This window comes from Levilactobacillus humaensis (assembly GCF_024345185.1).
Classification (GTDB): Bacteria; Bacillota; Bacilli; order Lactobacillales; family Lactobacillaceae; genus Levilactobacillus; species Levilactobacillus humaensis.
Genome location: NZ_BROB01000010.1, coordinates 1 through 17,229 on the forward strand (window position 1 = coordinate 1; position 17,229 = coordinate 17,229).

General features: G+C 50.9%; 13 protein-coding genes. 2 read left to right on the plus strand and 11 right to left on the minus strand.

Features of this window, described 5'->3' with window-relative positions; translation table 11 throughout:
* Positions 1-460 precede the first annotated feature (460 nt).
* The 11 genes from dusB to pth form a co-directional block, all read right to left on the minus strand.
* The gene (gene dusB, locus OCU14_RS04375; protein WP_261809966.1) at positions 461-1,477 is read right to left on the minus strand and encodes a tRNA dihydrouridine synthase DusB; all 1,017 of its coding nucleotides are present in this window, start codon (positions 1,475-1,477) and stop codon (positions 461-463) included.
* 12 nt (positions 1,478-1,489) lie between these two features.
* The gene (hslO, locus tag OCU14_RS04380; RefSeq protein WP_261809967.1) at positions 1,490-2,377 is read right to left on the minus strand and encodes an Hsp33 family molecular chaperone HslO; all 888 of its coding nucleotides are present in this window, start codon (positions 2,375-2,377) and stop codon (positions 1,490-1,492) included.
* A 151-nt stretch (positions 2,378-2,528) separates the two neighbouring features.
* Entirely contained in the window at positions 2,529-4,631 is a 2,103-nt protein-coding gene (gene ftsH, locus OCU14_RS04385; protein ID WP_261809968.1) for an ATP-dependent zinc metalloprotease FtsH, read from the minus strand.
* A gap of 108 nt (positions 4,632-4,739) precedes the next feature.
* Complete coding sequence (hpt, locus tag OCU14_RS04390; protein ID WP_057878819.1) at positions 4,740-5,282, minus strand: hypoxanthine phosphoribosyltransferase; 543 nt, start codon at positions 5,280-5,282, stop codon at positions 4,740-4,742.
* A 16-nt stretch (positions 5,283-5,298) separates the two neighbouring features.
* Positions 5,299-6,666, minus strand: coding sequence for a tRNA lysidine(34) synthetase TilS (tilS, locus tag OCU14_RS04395; protein ID WP_261809969.1), 1,368 nt, complete (start codon positions 6,664-6,666; stop codon positions 5,299-5,301).
* 68 nt (positions 6,667-6,734) lie between these two features.
* Positions 6,735-7,286 (minus strand): S1 domain-containing RNA-binding protein, encoded by a 552-nt coding sequence (locus OCU14_RS04400; RefSeq protein ID WP_261809970.1) that lies wholly within the window; start codon positions 7,284-7,286, stop codon positions 6,735-6,737.
* A gap of 208 nt (positions 7,287-7,494) precedes the next feature.
* Positions 7,495-7,905 carry an FtsB family cell division protein gene (locus tag OCU14_RS04405; protein ID WP_261809971.1) on the minus strand — a complete coding sequence of 137 codons (411 nt, stop codon included), beginning with the start codon at positions 7,903-7,905 and terminating at the stop codon, positions 7,495-7,497.
* Positions 7,906-8,018: 113 nt separating this feature from the next.
* Positions 8,019-8,288 (minus strand): RNA-binding S4 domain-containing protein, encoded by a 270-nt coding sequence (locus OCU14_RS04410; protein WP_125574071.1) that lies wholly within the window; start codon positions 8,286-8,288, stop codon positions 8,019-8,021.
* 2 nt (positions 8,289-8,290) lie between these two features.
* Positions 8,291-9,871 carry a putative polysaccharide biosynthesis protein gene (locus OCU14_RS04415; protein WP_261809972.1) on the minus strand — a complete coding sequence of 527 codons (1,581 nt, stop codon included), beginning with the start codon at positions 9,869-9,871 and terminating at the stop codon, positions 8,291-8,293.
* Positions 9,872-9,882: 11 nt separating this feature from the next.
* Positions 9,883-13,431 (minus strand): transcription-repair coupling factor, encoded by a 3,549-nt coding sequence (gene mfd / locus OCU14_RS04420; RefSeq protein ID WP_373875072.1) that lies wholly within the window; start codon positions 13,429-13,431, stop codon positions 9,883-9,885.
* Positions 13,432-13,447: 16 nt separating this feature from the next.
* Positions 13,448-14,005: an aminoacyl-tRNA hydrolase gene (pth, locus tag OCU14_RS04425; RefSeq protein ID WP_261809973.1), complete on the minus strand. Its 558-nt coding sequence runs from the start codon at positions 14,003-14,005 to the stop codon at positions 13,448-13,450.
* A 351-nt stretch (positions 14,006-14,356) separates the two neighbouring features.
* On the opposite strand from pth, the gene OCU14_RS04430 reads away from it, so the two are divergent.
* Positions 14,357-15,319, plus strand: coding sequence for an L-lactate dehydrogenase (locus tag OCU14_RS04430; RefSeq protein WP_125547081.1), 963 nt, complete (start codon positions 14,357-14,359; stop codon positions 15,317-15,319).
* Positions 15,320-15,723: 404 nt separating this feature from the next.
* The gene (locus OCU14_RS04435) at positions 15,724-17,112 is read left to right on the plus strand and encodes a L,D-transpeptidase family protein (RefSeq protein ID WP_261809974.1); all 1,389 of its coding nucleotides are present in this window, start codon (positions 15,724-15,726) and stop codon (positions 17,110-17,112) included.
* The last annotated feature ends 117 nt before the right edge of the window (positions 17,113-17,229 follow it).

Sequence of the window (17,229 nt, forward strand, 5' to 3'; positions counted from 1 at the left end):
AGCGTTCGTCCTGAGCCAGGATCAAACTCTCATCTTATGATGATGGCTTGAATAGCTCATCGATTGTTGTTACTTTTTGTTATAAAAGCGAATTGACTTCGCAAATATTGTTTGGGTTTGATATAAATATCAAACCGCCCTACACATATTTGGTTTGTCGAAACAATGTTCAGTTTTCAAAGGTCTACCTTGTCAGGAGATAACTACCTCGTGACAACTATATTAGAATAACATATCTAACGTTTAGTCGTCAAGAACTAATTTATCTTTTCTTTCAACGCACAACGCTCTGTGCTGTCGTGACAACGTTTATAAATATACCAACAATTGGCCAATGGGTCAAGCGTTTTTTGCATAAAATTTGAAAAAATCGATAAATAACCACTTTTGTAAAAAGACAGTCCCCCAACAAATAGCAAAACGGGCACCAGTCATCTAGCCCCAGTACCCGCTCCTTAAATTAACGATCATTATATCTTACTATCGACGCCTGCTGTGTTCTTGCCGTTAACTGGCTTAAGAAGTCATCCAGCAGCGTCATCATCGTCGTTTCATCCTTAGCATTCGTGACCGCAACCTTCGTCCGAGCCGCATGGGGAATTCCCTTCAGGTAATAAGCCACCTGATTGCAGAAATCCCGGGGACCTTCCTGTGGGCCACGGGCCACACATAATTCATGAAGGTGTGTCTTAGCCAGACTAATCTTATCCGCTGGTGTTGGTTCCGGTAGTAGTTCTCGTGTCTCCAGGTAATGATTGACGCGTTGCAGTAACCAGGGATTCCCCATCACTGCTCGACCAATCATCGCCGCATCGGCGCCAACCTCATGAATCATCTTCCAGGCATCCTCAGGCGTCCGGACATCCCCATTACCCATAAAGGGCACCGTCAACCGTTCGGCAACACGATGGAGAATCTCCCAGTCAGCGTGTCCTTGATACATCTGTTTACGGGTCCGACCGTGCATGGCAATCGCTGAGGCTCCCGCGGACTCTGCCGCCAAAGCATTTTCCACCGCATAGAGGTGGCGGTCATCCCAGCCCGTCCGCATCTTCACCGTAACCGGCTTATCAACCGCAGCGACGACCGCCGCCACCATATGATGCACCTTATCGGGATCCAGGAGCCATTTGGCCCCAGCCTCCGTATTGACGACCTTATTCACCGGGCACCCCATATTGATATCAATAATATCTGCAGCTGTCTGTTGATCAACATACTGGGCTGCTTGCACCAAGGTTTCCTCTGTTCCCCCGAATATCTGAATACTCATGGGGTGTTCATTAGCGGCCACGGCCATCATCTTCAGGGTCCGCTGATTCTGGTAGTGGATTCCTTGGCCCGAGATCATCTCACATTCAACCAGTCCGGCGCCAAATGACTTACAGATCTGGCGAAAGGCCACGTTCGTCACACCAGCCATGGGCGCAACGACAACCTGATTGGCAATCTCGACGTCCCCTATCTTCCAAGTCATCTTGTCAGCCTCCTACTTCTCTTGGGCGTGGGCTAAGATCGCTCTGAGATCATCTTCCGAATATTCATACTTGGTCCCACAGAAGTGACAAACCGCCTCGGCACCATGGTCCTCATCAATCATTTCCTGTAAGGCTTCCGGTTGAATTGAAGCGAGCGAAGCTGCGAACCGGTCCTTGGAGCAGTCACACTTAAAGCCGACAGGCATCTTCTGTAAAATCTTCACCGTCTCGTCCTTAAATAGCAGATTCAAGATATCTTCCGGTGTCTGGCCATCTAATAGAAGTTCCGAGACCATTGGCATTTCCTTGATACGCTTCTCCAAACGGGAAATCGCCTCGTCGGAAGCACCCGGCATGACCTGAATCATGAACCCACCGGCCACTTTAACCGTGTTGTTGGGTTGCACGAACACTGAAACCCCCACGGCACTCGGGATCTGTTCTGATTTAGCCAAGTAGTAGGTAAAGTCTTCACCTAATTCACCGGAAACCAAGGGCACTTGTCCTGTATAGGGTTGACCAAGACCCTGGTCCTTCGTCACCGTTAACATCCCTTGGACCCCCACGGCCTTACGTACGTCAATCTTATGCTTTTCATTTAACGGCAAACTGATGTGGGGGTACTGCAGGTAGCCCTTCACCGTGCCATCGGCATTCCCATCAGCCACAATGGCGCCAACTGGTCCATGACCATTGACCTTAACCGTTAACTTCTCGTCACCCTTCAAGAGCGACGTCGACAGTAACATAGTCCCAATCAGGGTCCGACCTAAAGCGGCGGTTGCTGATGACCACGTGTCGTGTCGTTGTTGGGCTTCCGCTACCGTCTCGGTCGCATCGACCACGTAGGCCCGAAACATCCCATTATCAATCAAACTTTTAATTAAGTAATCTGCCATTCTTAACGTCCTTTCATCTCCGCGACTGCTTCACGCACGCTCCGCGGGACCTTTTTCCATGCCCTACCTTACCAGAAACTGAGCCGTTTGCAAACAGAACCGACAAAAAAGGGCCGAGACCAACGTCTCAGACCCTTTCCTAACGCAATGACTATTCAGAATGGTCGGTATCATCTGGATCATCCGGTGCGGCAGAACTTGCCGGTGCTGCCTCAGGGGCATCACTCGACGCACTCGAAGCCAACTTAGCTTCCGTAGAAGCTTGACGTTCAGCCTCGCGTCGTTCTAATTCGCGCTTGGATTCTTCAAAAGTTGCCGCCTTTTCACTTGGAAATTCGGCGTCGCCGTCCTTATCCGGCATCTTCCCAGTGTTAAACAAGCTGAGAATTTGCTTTTCGTCCAGCGTTTCGTATTTCAGTAAGGCATCTGCAATAATCTTGTGTTCAACCTTGTGTTCTTCCAAGATCTTCCGGGCAGTCTCGTGGGCTTCCCCGATGATCCGGCGAACTTCACTATCAATTAAGTTAGCGGTATGTTCCGAGTAACTTGGTTGGTTATAGTAACCAGCACCTGCGAATGGTTGGCCGCCAGCACTTTCCAGTGCGACAGTCCCCACAGCATCACTCATCCCATATTGGGTAACCATGGAACGGGCAATTTGCGTTGCCTGCTCGAAGTCGTTGGAAGCTCCAGATGATTCGGAATGGAAGATTAACTCTTCAGCAGTCCGACCACCCATCAACCCAGCGATCTGTTCCATAGCATCCTTCTTGGACATCAGCATCTGGTCCTCACGTGGCAACATGATGGCGTAACCGCCCGCACGGCCTCGTGGAACGATGGTAACCTTGTGCACAACCCGCGCATCGTTTAGGACTAACCCAACGATGGTATGGCCAGCTTCATGGTAAGCCACAGTCTTCCGTTCTTCCGAACTGATGACCCGATCCTTCTTAGCAGGCCCGGCGATAACTCGGTCCTCGGCTTCATCTAAGTCAGAAGCGTCAACCTGTGTCTTATTCCGTCGTGCCGCCAATAAGGCAGCTTCGTTCAAGAGGTTTTCCAAGTCAGCCCCAACGAATCCAGGCGTTTGCTTGGCAATTTCCTTCAAATCAACATCGTTAGCCAAAGGCTTGTTCTTGGCGTGAACCTTCAAGATAGCTTCACGACCCTTGACGTCTGGACGGCCAACCAGAATCTTCCGGTCAAACCGACCTGGACGTAGCAAGGCAGGGTCCAAGACGTCGGAACGGTTGGTAGCGGCCATCACAATGACGCCTTCGCTTCCAGTAAACCCGTCCATTTCAACCAGTAATTGGTTCAACGTTTGTTCCCGTTCATCGTGGCCACCACCCATGCCGGCACCACGTTGACGACCAACCGCATCAATTTCATCAATGAAGATGATCGATGGTGCAGCCTTCTTGGCCTGTTCAAACAGATCCCGGACACGACTGGCCCCGACACCAACGAACATTTCCACGAAATCCGAACCGGAAATCGAGAAGAATGGTACCGAAGCTTCACCAGCAACGGCCTTAGCTAGCAACGTCTTACCAGTACCAGGAGGACCCTCCAGTAACACACCGGATGGAATCCGGGCACCTAACGCCACAAATTTACGTGGATTCTTCAAGAACTCGACAACTTCGACCAGTTCTTGTTTCTCTTCTTCCTCACCAGCAACGTCGGCAAAGCGAACCTTGTTCTCTTTGCTATCGGCTGGTTTGGCCTTGCTCTTCCCAAAGTTCATGACACGGCCATTGCCGCCGCCTTGGCCGGCTTGACCCATCATCATGTAGAAGAAGAAGAAAAAGATGACTAGTGGTGCAGCGTACACCAGCAAGTTAATCCAGAAGCCACTTGACTCTTCTGCTTTGGTATTGACTTTTACATTGTGGTTCTTGGCAACCTTATCAATCTCGGAAACCGTCGAATTATTCGTCAAAACTTGAGTGCTAAAGCCAGTCACAGCTGTGCTCTGTGAGCCGCCGAGACTGAAACCGGTATTGGTCGTCCGCTTTTGCGCGTTACGATATTCCCCGGTGATCTTGTAAACTCCTCCTGAAGGTTGAATGGAGAATTTCTTGATCTTATTTGCGTTCAAGTCCTTAACAAATTGACTCGATTGGATTTCTTGGGATTGTGAGCTGCTGTTATTACCATTAAACAGGTAAACAACACCGATGATCAACAAGAAGATCACAATGTAAAACAGACTATTTCTGAACAGTCCATTTCGTCGATTATTCATGTCGTGCCTCCTTACCCACAGTTCCCAGCATTACGATAGGAACAAATTTTAGAGCTTATGCCCCTTTAACTAAATAAGATGTTATCACAATTGACTATCGTTGACTAATTATTTATCTGAATAGACGGATGGCTTTAAAACACCGACATACGGAAGGTTACGATACTTTTCTTCGTAGTCCAAACCATAACCCACGACGAATTCACTTGGCACGTTAAATCCAACGTAATCTGCCTTGGCTTCAACGACCCGGCCACTTGGTTTGTCCATTAAGGTACAAACGCGAATTGAGTTCGCCTTGCGGTCCTTCAGCAGGTCTTCGAGATACTTCAATGTCCGTCCAGTATCAATGATATCTTCGACTAAGATGATATCGCGTCCGGCAACATCCGTGTCCAAGTCCTTCAATAAACGAATGGTTCCAGAAGAAGCGGTACCACCGTTATAACTGGAGACGTCGATGAAATCAATCGTGGCGTAGATGTCCATGTCCCGAATCACATCGGTCATAAACAAAATGGCCCCCTTTAAGACACAGATAATCAAAGGCGTCTTGTCCCGGTAATCCTCCTCAAGCTGCGTCCCTAAACGTCTGCAGGCTGCGGCAATGTCTTCCTCACTATAAAGGACTCTTTCGATATCGTTATTCATGCTGTTCCCCTTTCGCCTATTCATGTTTGATGACTACGTGGTAGTGATTGGTCCGTGGTTGTGCGGCAAGAACCGCCCACTTCACCCCAAGGACTGTCAAAACTTCGTCTCCTGCAGTGACCAAGACTCGCTGACGATCACGCTGATCGCGGGGAACCTTGGCATTGATGAGAATCCGCCGCACCGATTGATGATGACCATCAGCCAGTCGTAGCTGGTCAGATGACCGCCACGGGCGCACCTTTAAAGGTAATTGATCCGCCCGCAACGCCACCTGATCGGCCGGCGACAATTCTTGTTCAGCAGTCACGGTGAAGCAACCGATCTGCCAGCCGTCACCCAACGGTTGCCATTGGTTCAATACTACCATAAATCGCTGGTCTTCCAGCGAATTTTCACGCATTTTTTTAACCTGAGTAAACTGAAATTGTTGATAGCGTTTGCTAAATCGCCAACCGGCCCCAAATTCCACGATACCCGTAGGATGTTGTGGATTCGCCAACAGCTGTAAACACTGGTCCAGCATGGCGGCATTCGTCGCCACCGTGGGTGAAGCTCGCTTCAAAAGTCGGGCCAGTAACAGCCGTTGGTCGGCGATTGAAAAGCTTAACAAACGAGCACCATCCCCCACTAGTGGTTCGGTCTGCGTCAGAATTGTGGCTAACTGCCGATCCAAGACGTGATCCGTCACCTGGAGCGTCGCCGCTAGCTGGTCGGCATACGCAATCAGATGGCGATCAACCTGGGGGTTCTCCCGCCGTAGCAGGGGCATAATCTCATGACGGACGCGGTTACGACTCGCCTCCAACTCCTGATTTGTGACATCCTCGTACCAAGGAATGTGTTGCTCGCGGGCATAGGCTTTGAGTTCCGACTTGCGAAAGGGCAGGAGGGGATGAATCACCGCACCGCCGCGAAACGGCCGCTGAGGCGCCATCCCCGTCAGTTGATCCAATTGCCCCCCACGAATAAGCTTCAATAGAATCGTTTCCGCCTGTTCATCGGCCTGGTGGGCTGTTGCCACCCAATCCGCGGACTGGGCCGTCAGTTGGTCCCCGAAGAACGCATAGCGAAACTCGCGAGCCGCCGCTTCCGTGCCGTGATCCGGGTGCTGGTCAATCGTCCAGTCTGCCACCGTCACCGGAATTTGACGATCCGCACACCATTTTTTCAAAAAAGCTTCTTCTGTGCGGCTCTGCTCACGGAGGTGATGGTTGACATGAACCACGGACAGTTGGGGCCGTTCATTAGCCGGTAACCGCGTAAATAGGGTCAGTAACACCATCGAGTCCACCCCTGTCGACACCGCAATCAGGCCGTGTTGCTTGGGATCGGCCCAGCCCCACCGCTGACAGTTCTGTCGAAATCTCGTTTCTAACGTCACGTCTGTCGCCCCTTCGTTTCTGGTTAACAAAAAAGGCCGCAACAAGTGCGGTCCTTAGTGTTTACAGATTAGCTACGCCGGCCACCACGGCCACCACGTTTGCCTTCTGTGTTACGTTTGATAGTTGCCAGACGATCCTCGCTTTGCTTGAGGAAGCCTGACATCAAGTCGTCAAAACTTTCTTCATGGTTTTCCGAGTGATGTCCTGAGAAACGGCCATTTGCTGACCCTCTGTGGGGCCGGGAACCATTATTCTCGAATCGTCGACCATGACTGTGATTTTCACCACCGTGAGGGGCACTGCTACCGCGACGCGCATGATCACCATGTTCGTTGTGATCACGATGCGTGTTGTGGGCATGATGTTCCTGCTCGCCAGCTGGACGGTCAACGGCCTTTCGAATCGAAAGCCCAATCTTCCCATCGTCACCAACGGTCAGAACCTTCACCGTCACTTCATCACCGACTGATAAGACGTCATGGATATCCTTGACGTACCCATCTGAAATTTCACTAATGTGGACCAAACCGGTCTTGTGGTCGCCTAAATCAACAAATGCACCAAAGTTCGTAATTCCAGAGACCTTTCCGGAAACTTTAGCTCCAACCTCGATTGCCATAAACAAGAAGTTCCTCCTTAAAATAAGTGTTTTCAGTATAACACAATTCCACCCGCTCCCACACGCCAAACGCTAAAAAGAACCCTGGAGCGGCGATCTTTTTTATCGCTTAGAAAAGGGGCTAACTTAACCAGCCCAACAAAGGGTATGCGCTGTTCCCAATCAAAAACCGTCAGTTCTCAATGAACTGGCGGTTAGTCATCATCAATTATTTTGCGGTCACGTCACTGGCGTGGTCCCCAGGGAGACTGTAAATCGTCTCACCGGACTTCGAATAATAATACTTCGAGCGAATCAGCCGACCCAAATAATCTTGGTTGTTCAGCTGTTTAATCTGACCCTGCAGGTCTCGACTCTCAGCCTTCGTCGTCTTCAGCTTCGCTTCGCTAGTGCTCACCTCTTGGCGAACGTGATGCAAACTGGCATTGGTTCGCACCAGTTGCACCCCAAGGAAAATGGCAAAAACAGCAAAACAGGCGAGAATTCGCGTGGCCCGACGCATCCGCCGCTTCCCCAACCACTGTGTGTGTTTGGCAGAAGCCTGCTGGTGGTCTAACCGACGTGTATAGTCGTTCTCTAACCGTTCAATTTTTGCCGGCTTCGGTTTTACATCAGCCATTTCTGCTCACTCCTAAGTTTTCACCAGATAGTTTAACTTGAGTATAGCAAGTTTCGAATTGCCCGTCTAGAGCGTTTGGCATAATGTAAAACATTCGTCATATTTAATCGAAATTACTTCCGAAAATCCTGTGCGTAGTCTTCACTGACGATGGTGTACATCCGTTCAGCGTCGTCCTTCTTCGTCGTTTCCAACAACTCATTAACTTTGACCGTTAATGTTTTGTTACCGAACTTAATAACCAACTCATCATTTGTGGCCACATCAGTCGATGATTTAGCGACCTTACCGTTAATTTCAATCCGACCCTTGTCCGCAATTTCCTTGGCGACAGAGCGCCGTTTGATAATCCGTGAAACTTTCAAATATTTATCTAATCGCATAATTAATTTCCTCCGTGTCGCTTCAGTTGTTGCCATAATCTTAACATACTCTTGGCGTGGGGGATGGCTAACCACTCCCGAATACTCAGGAGATGCCACCAAATGGCCAATCCCAAGAAGAGTGCCACCCCGACCGGAATACCGATCAGGAGGCCGCCACCAGCCGCCAGGCGTCCCGTACCAATCGCGGGCCACCAACGTTCCAGAATGGTCATCGCGAGTCGCACGCCAAACACCATGATCGCCGTGATCCCGGCTAATTTGGGAAGAAACGCCCCGCGCCAAATTCCAGCTCGCAAGTCTCTCTCCGAGCCCCACCAGACGATACCCAGTATCACCAGCAGACTGATGACGGTGAGCCAACTGGCCCCAATGGCCCCCGACTCACGGACTAACCACCCGTTACCGATGATTTTAACTGCTAAACCAGCTAACAAGGCTACCACCGTCAGACGATACTGGTCTTGGCTTTGGAGCACACTGTTATAGGTCTGAATCAGCGTTGCTAAGACGATGCTTAGCATGTACACGGCCAGCATGGTTGACCCCTGCGTGTCGCCAAATAACAGACGGTTAATCCAGGGCATCAGTCCCATGAGACCGGCCGTAGCGGCCACGGCAATCATCATGGCAATTCGCATCATGGTCGTCGTCAGCCGTTTAAAGGTCTGGGGATGTTCTCGCCGGCGCGTGGCAGTCAGTGCAGGTAAGAGGGAGGTAGCAAAGGCCACCGCCACAACCAAACCCAGCTGAACCAGCGGTTGCGCCCGATCGTAGACCCCTTTCAGCGATTTGGCAGCATCGGCACTCATCCCACCGGCGACGAGTCCCTTCATCACCGTGAAGGAATCCACCAGTTGTAACAGCACTAACATAGCTGTCAGGAGGCACAGGGTGCCCCCCTCAACCAGTAGCCGCCGACCAACATGTGGGATCGGACGTCGTGGTTCCACGTCACGTTGTCGCCATTGGGGCAGAACCAACAACGCCGCTAATGCGGCAATGGTCCCCCCACTGAGGGCCCACGCCCCCATAGTATATACCGACCACTGTTGATGCGTGGCCCAGGCCGCCGCGGTCAGAATCACCACCACCCGAACGAGTTGTTCGACCACCTGAGATCGCGCGGTCGGCAGCATTTGAAACCGCCCCTGGTGGTAGCCACGGTTAACCGAGAGGGCTGGCATAAAGAGAAACATTGCCGCCACGACTCGAATCAAAGGGGCCAACTGCGGATCTCCCATCCCCCGAGCTAACGCCGTGGCCGCCAACATCAGAAAACCAAAGATGCCCAGCGCAACCACCCAGAGCCAACGTTCGACCTGACGTGCCACCTGTTGTTGACTTGCCAAGTCTGGCGCTTCAGCCACCAATTTAGAAATAAAAACCGGCAGGCCACTCAATGCAAAGGTCATCCCAATCCCATAGATCGGATAAACCTGCTGATAAACGTAGAACCCCGTATTGCCCACCATGTTCTGGAAGGGCACCCGATACACCGCACTCAAAAGCTTCGCGATAAACGCCGAAATTGAGAGAATGAGGGCCCCCTGCATGGCTGTATTCACATTGCGGTTGCCCATCACTGACCTCCTCAGTCGTCCGTTGCCTTCGCCTTATCGGCGGCTGGCTTCGTGGTCTTGAGAACAATGTCTCGTAAGGCCGCCATGAATTGTTGAACCTGTGGCAACCAGTCTGTCACCGTCATTTGTGGTTGAATAACCAACTTGATATGGAGCCGGTCGTCATTGACGGCCACGGTTGCCTTGAGCTTGGTGGCAGCAAGCGCCTTGAAGACGTCCTCACCACCTAAAATATTGGTGCCGCGCTTAGAGATCGTCACGAAGACATCCCCATTGACCCGCCGAATCTTATCGACCAGCGCCAGGTCTGCGGCTAATTTCAATTGACCAATCGTGAGAAGCTGACCAACTGCCGTTGGGTAATCCCCAAACCGGTCGATCAGATCGGCTTGAATCTCACTGACCTCGTCATCACTCTCCAGTTGGCGAATCCGTTTGTACATTTCAATCTTCTGTTGTTCGTCCGCGATGTAGTCACTTGGCAAGTACGCCTCGACACCCAACTCGACGGTGGTATCCGTCTTCGGCTGCGTCTTCTTACCCCGCTTCTTCGCCACGGCATCACTCAACATCTGGGTATAAAGGTCATACCCTACGGAATTAATGAATCCGTGTTGTTGCTTACCCAAGAGGTTCCCGGCTCCCCGAATGGAGAGATCACGCATGGCGATCTTGAACCCGGAACCTAGTTCGGTAAAGTCCTTGATGGCCTCCAACCGTTTTTCACTGACCTCGGTCAGCACCTTGTTGGGCTGGTAGGTGAAGTAGGCGTAAGCGACCCGATTACTCCGGCCGATCCGTCCCCGCAGTTGATACAGCTGAGAGAGCCCCATACGGTCCGCATTTTCGACGAACAGCGTGTTGGCATTCGGAATATCAATCCCAGTTTCAATGATGGTCGTCGTGACCAAGACATCGTAGTCCCCTCGTAGAAAGTCAAAGAGCACCCCTTCGAGCTGGGCTTCCGTCATCTTCCCATGAATATAGCCCACTTGGGCCTCAGGAACCAACGCCTGAATCTGACTGACGGTCTTCTCAATATCCTCCACCCGATTGTGCAGGTAGAAGACCTGACCGCCCCGCTGCATTTCGCGCCGAATCCCATCCTGAATGGCTCCCGCGTTCTGTTCCATCACATAGGTCTGGATGGGGAAACGGTTAGCCGGTGGCGTTTCGATCACCGACAGATCCCGCACACCCAACATTGACATGTGCAGCGTCCGGGGAATCGGGGTCGCCGTTAGCGTCAGGACATCGACGTTGGCCTTCAACTGCTTGAGGCGTTCCTTATGCTTCACGCCAAATCGTTGTTCCTCATCGACCAACACCAGACCCAGGTTCTTAAACTTCACGTCCTGGGAAAGTAACCGGTGCGTCCCGACCACGATGTCGAGTTGCCCGGCTTCCAGGTCGTCAATCGACTGGCGAATCTGTTTAGCCGTTCTGAAACGCGAGAACATCTCGACGTTAATCGGGTAGCCTTCGAAACGATTCATCATGGTGTCATAGTGTTGTTGGGCCAGAATGGTCGTTGGCACCAGGAAGGCCACCTGTTTACCCGCTTCAACCGCCTTAAAGGCAGCTCGTAAGGCTACTTCGGTCTTCCCATAACCAACATCCCCGACTAAGAGACGGTCCATCGGTCGGGGCTTCTCCATGTCATGTTTCACTTCCTCGATCGTCCGCAATTGATCGGGCGTCTCGGCATAGGGAAAGTCATTTTCAAAATCATGTTGTAGACTGTCATCCTTTGGAAAGGCAAAGCCCTTCTCGGCGGCACGCTTGGCGTAAAGATCCACCAACTCATCGGCAATGTCTTCGATCTTGGCGGCCACTTTACTCTTGGTTTTAGCCCATTCGGACCCACCGAGCTTGTTAATCCGGGGTTTCTTATCCTCAGATGACACATACTTCTGAATCAGATTTAACTGAGTAACCGGGATAAACAACTGCGCGTTGTCCTGGTAATCAATGGTCATGTAATCCTGATGAACCCCATCGACCGTCAACGTCTGCATCCCGATAAACTTCCCAATCCCGTGGTTGACGTGAACGACGTAATCCCCAGGCTTCAGGTCGGTATAACTCTTCAGCCGTTCGGCATTGGCCATCGTTTGACGACGGGCCCGCTTCTTCGTGACCTTCTGGAACATTTCAGCTTCCGTGATGACGACCAAGGAAGCTTCTGGTAATTCAAATCCAGTCCGTAAGCGTTCCGGCACTAACTGGGTCAGGCCACCTTGTAAATTGTCGGCCTTGGTTAACACCGATTGAATTTCAAAGTCATCTAAGGTCTGTTCAATCTTAGCGAGCCGTTCCTCGTCCTGAACTAGCAAGACAATCGTCTGTTTCTGCTTACGCCAGCGGTCAATCTCCGTCTTCATGACGGGGAGTTGGCCGAAGAACTGTTGCATAGCCCGAGTGGTAATGTTCGTTACCGCCTGGAACCGCAGACTCCCCATTCCCTTCTGAAATAGGGCCAGCATGACCTGTGCATGCCCGTCGTCTTTAACAATAGGTCGTAACTCCCCACCGAAGACCTGTTGCGAGAAGATTTGATGATGGGTCAGTTTATCCGTGGCCCAGTTGGCCTCGTCTTCCAGCAATTGCTGTTCGGCATCCTGAAGACGCGAATAGTCCCCAAACAACGCCAACCCATTATCCGGTAAGTAATCCAGCAGTTGGTGATGTTCCGGGAATAAATAGTCCGCGAATTCCATAAGTTGGGGATCAACCGATCCTTTGCGTAACCCATCGATCAGCGGTTTCACTTGATTAGTTAACGTTTCAGTGGCATCCGCATCCAGCTTAGCCACTTGACTGGCCAGCTCCGCGGTTAAGCGATCGGCACCGGCCGTTCGCTCATCTGCGGTGAGAATGAAGTCGGTGGCTGGCAAAATTTCGACAGCGTCCACGTTCTCAATACTCCGTTGGGTGGCAGGGTCAAAATACCGTAAGGAGTCAATCTCGGTGTCGAAGAAATCCAGCCGCACGGGATAGTCGGCGGCTAATGGATAGATATCGACAATCGACCCCCGTACGGCGAAGTCACCGGGACCAGCAACTAATTTCTGGTGGGCATAGCCCATGGCAAACAGCCGTTGTTGCAAGTCCTCGAGGTCGAACTCGCCGCCGACTTTGACACTAAAACGGGCCGCAGCAAAGTTACTTGGGGCCGGCAAGAATCGCCGTAGCCCTGACAGCGACGCCACAATCACGACTGGTCGGTCGCTCTGTAAGGCGCGTAGGGCATCGATCCGATCCGACCGGTATTCTGGTGAACTCGTGGCAACCTCGGCGGCCAGAAGTTCTTCGACAGGAAATTCATACAGCTCATCGTCCCGTAATAAATTGGCGAGATCTTCAACCAACTGCCCCGCATGATACAGGGTATCCGTCACGTAGACAATGGACCGCCGTTGCTCGTGTAGGAGACTGGCAATAAACAAGGTCTCTGCCGACCCATTCAGCCCGGTCACGAGTTGGCGCTGCCCGCGCCCGAGGGTCTGCCGCACCGTTGCATATTGCGTTGTCTGCGTCATAAATGCTTCTAAATTCACGGCTAATGTCCTCTTCCTAATTGTATTGATTCATTAACTGGGTAAACTCGGTACCCCCAATCCAGTCATCCAATGCGGCCACAGCCTGATCGGTTGCCTGGTTAAAAAGTGGGGCCTGTTCCGTGGTAAATTTCCCTAAAACATAATCTACCACAGAATGTTGTTGGGGATGGGCGATGCCCACCCGTAAACGCTTGAATTTCTCGCTAGAAACGTGGGCAATGATACTCTTGATCCCATTGTGCCCACCGGCTGACCCATGGTCTCTGAGGCGGATGCGACCAACTGGCAAGTCCATGTCATCTTGAATGACGAAGATATCTTCCAGGTCAATCTTGAAGTAGTCCATCAGGGGGTGAACTGCTCGACCAGATTCATTCATAAAGGTTGTGGGTTTAACGACCAATACCTTTTCACCGTTGACGAAGCCACTTCCAAAGCGGGCGTCGAACTTCCGAATCGTCATCGTGATCTGGTGTTCCTTGGCAAAGGCATCTGCCACCATAAAGCCGGTGTTATGCCGCGTTCCCGTGTACTGGGGGCCAATGTTGCCTAATCCAACGATCATTTTCATTTTTAACAATTACTCCCTTATATAAATCCTAATTTACTGGTTAGTGACGTCGCTCTCGCCGACCTATCTGGCAGGCCTCCTGGGGCTTCCCCAGGTGAAACAAAATGGCTGGACGGGATCCGGATCCCCGTTCAGCTGGCTCAGTCAATTTCACAAATCTAATCAACGCTCTAGAGTATAGCATAGTCCCACCACCCCTGCACTGATCCGGCCTACAAGCATTGCAATGGTGGCGTTTTCAAGCTAAAAAGTTCACAAATTTAAGGCCGTCACGTAGTCGCTACCTGGTGAACATGGTATACTAAGCACTGGGTATTACTGCGTACCTTGATGTCTAAAATTTATTAGGAGATGAAGGATTTGACTACTAAAAACCATCAAAAAGTCGTTCTCGTTGGTGACGGTGCCGTTGGATCATCATATGCTTACTCAATGATGAACCAAGGTTTAGCTGAAGAATTTGTAATTGTGGATGTTATTAAGGACCGTACTGAAGGAGACGCCTTAGACCTTGAAGATGCTCAAGTCTTCACGGCACCTAAGAAAGTCTACTCCGGTGACTACTCCGACTGTGGCGATGCTGATGTCGTTGTGATCACTGCCGGTGCCCCACAAAAGCCTGGCGAAACCCGTTTGGACCTGGTCAACAAGAACTTGAAGATCTTGTCTTCAATTGTTAAGCCAGTCGTTGATTCTGGCTTCGATGGTATCTTCGTGGTTGCTGCTAACCCAGTTGACATCTTAACTTACGCTACTTGGAAGTTCTCTGGTTTCCCTAAGGAAAAGGTTATTGGTTCCGGGACTTCTTTGGACACGTCTCGTTTACGCGTTGCTTTGGCTAAGAAGTTCAACGTCGACCCACGGAACGTGGACGCCTACATCATGGGTGAACACGGTGACTCCGAATTCGCCGCATACGACGAAGCAACGATCGGCACGAAGCCTTTGAAGGCCCTTGCTAAAGAACAAGGCATCACTGATGATGACTTGGCTAAGATCGAAGACGACACGCGGAACAAGGCTTACGAAATCATCAACAAGAAGGGTGCCACTTTCTACGGTGTTGCCACCTGCTTGATGCGGATTACGAAGGCTATCTTGCGTGACGAAAACGCCATTTTACCAATTGGCGCTGCCTTAGACGGCGAATATGGTTTGAACGACATCTTTATCGGTACCCCAGCTATCATCAATGGTAGTGGGTTAGCCGGTGTGATCGAAGTTCCCCTTTCCGACCGTGAAAAAGACTTAATGGCTAAATCTGCTGCAACCTTGAAGCAGGTTACCAAGGACGGCTTAGCTGCCCTGAAATAGTCAGCTAACTTTTTAAAATGAAGGGCCTGAGACAAAAGTCTCGGGTCCTTTTTGTGCTCCGAACGTCTATAGTCGAAACGTGTGACAAAAGGCAGTCAACTCCGCTTAACCCCGATAGACAAACAATCCAAGCCCGGGATTGTTCGTCTATCGACGTTAATGCTCATTGACTAAGCGCCTTTGGTCACACTCTTTTGTTGGGTAAATCACCTATCTAACAGTTAAACTCGTTATCCCCAGTGACGGTTAACTATATTCGCAGTCAATTAATTTTATAGAAAGCGTTAACAAATGGGCAACTACATTGTTATTTAAGGTTGTTTGAAGTAAGCTGGAGGTATGCTATTCTGTGAGCGAAAGGACGACGACTTTCCTGTCACTGACTTACTTAGGAGGTCACATTAATGAAAAAGAAGAAAGCCTTCACCATCGGGCTCGTGACCGCAATCGTCGCGGTCGGAGCCTTATATGTTGGGCGAGTTTATCACTATGCCAACGCACAAGTCTTCTTCAAAGATACCCAAATTGCTGGCGTTAACGTTGGGGGCAACACTGCCGCTCAGGCCGCTGCAAAACTGAAGTCGACCCTCAAAGATCAACAACTGACGTTAAAGGATGGCCACAAGACCGTGGCTTCCTTTAGAACTCAATCCGTCGATCTCAAGGTCACGTCACAACAGGCGCTGCGCAAACTGATCACGAAACAAAACGCCTGGGCTTGGCCGGTTCACATTACCACGGCCACGGCCGATACCATCAAATTAAATGCTAGCAACGCCAATGAACAGAGTGTTCGGACGCTAGCCAATACCATTACGACTAAAGCCAACCAGACACGGACAGCGTCAACAGACGCTTCGTTCACTTACCAAGATGGCGCCTACGTGGTGACCAAGCAGAAGACCGGTAACCAACTGGACGCAGCCAAGGTCGCGAAGTCCATTACGAATGCGATTGAGGTTGGCGACAGCACCGTCGACGTTTCCGGTGACTATCTGAAGCCTGCCGTCAGCACCACCGATACCAGCTTCAAGCAAGCCAAGACCAAGGCTGAGTCGATTGCCAAGCAAGATTACATCTACAAGCTAAGTGGTCACACCATTGCCATTCCGAATCAAACGTTGGCTTCGTGGCTGACATTTAAGAATGGTAAACTTAGTGCCGACAATCACGCCATGAAGGTTTACCTGACGAAGCTCAGTAAGAAGTACGGAACGATTTACAAGACCCGGAGTTTCAAGTCCACGAAACGTGGAACCGTTTCGGTAGCACCTGGACTGTACGGCTGGAGCATTAAGGTCAAGAGCGAGTTACCAAAGCTCAGCGCCTCGGTTCTAGCCGGTAAAGGCATGTCGCGAACCCCTGTGATTCAGGGGAGTGGTTACCACAATAGTGGAACCGACATCGGTGACTCCTACGTCGAAGTCGACAAGGTTAACCAACACATGTGGGTCTACAAGCACGGCAAGCTCGTCGTCTCGACCGATGTCGTCACTGGTCTGCCAACCACGGCACACCACACGCCAAGTGGTGTCTGGGTCATCTGGAGCAAGCAACGTAACACCACCCTTCGTGGTAAGAACGATAACGGCTCCAAGTATTCTTCCAAAGTGAAGTACTGGATGCCAATCGATGATACTGGTGTTGGGATTCATGACTCGTCATGGCAACCAACCTATGGCGGATCCTGGTACAAGACTCACGGATCACACGGCTGTGTGAACACGCCACCTTCCAAGATTAAGTCGGTCTTCGACAACGTGAGTGTCGGGACCCCCGTCATCGTCTTCTAATGAGATTTTTAATAAGTGGTTATGGGATTGGTAACGACCCCGTAACCACTTTTTTATGGCGACAAATCAGCCCCCAACTTGTTTTCAGTAAGTCCCGCCTTTTCGCTAATTTTCGGA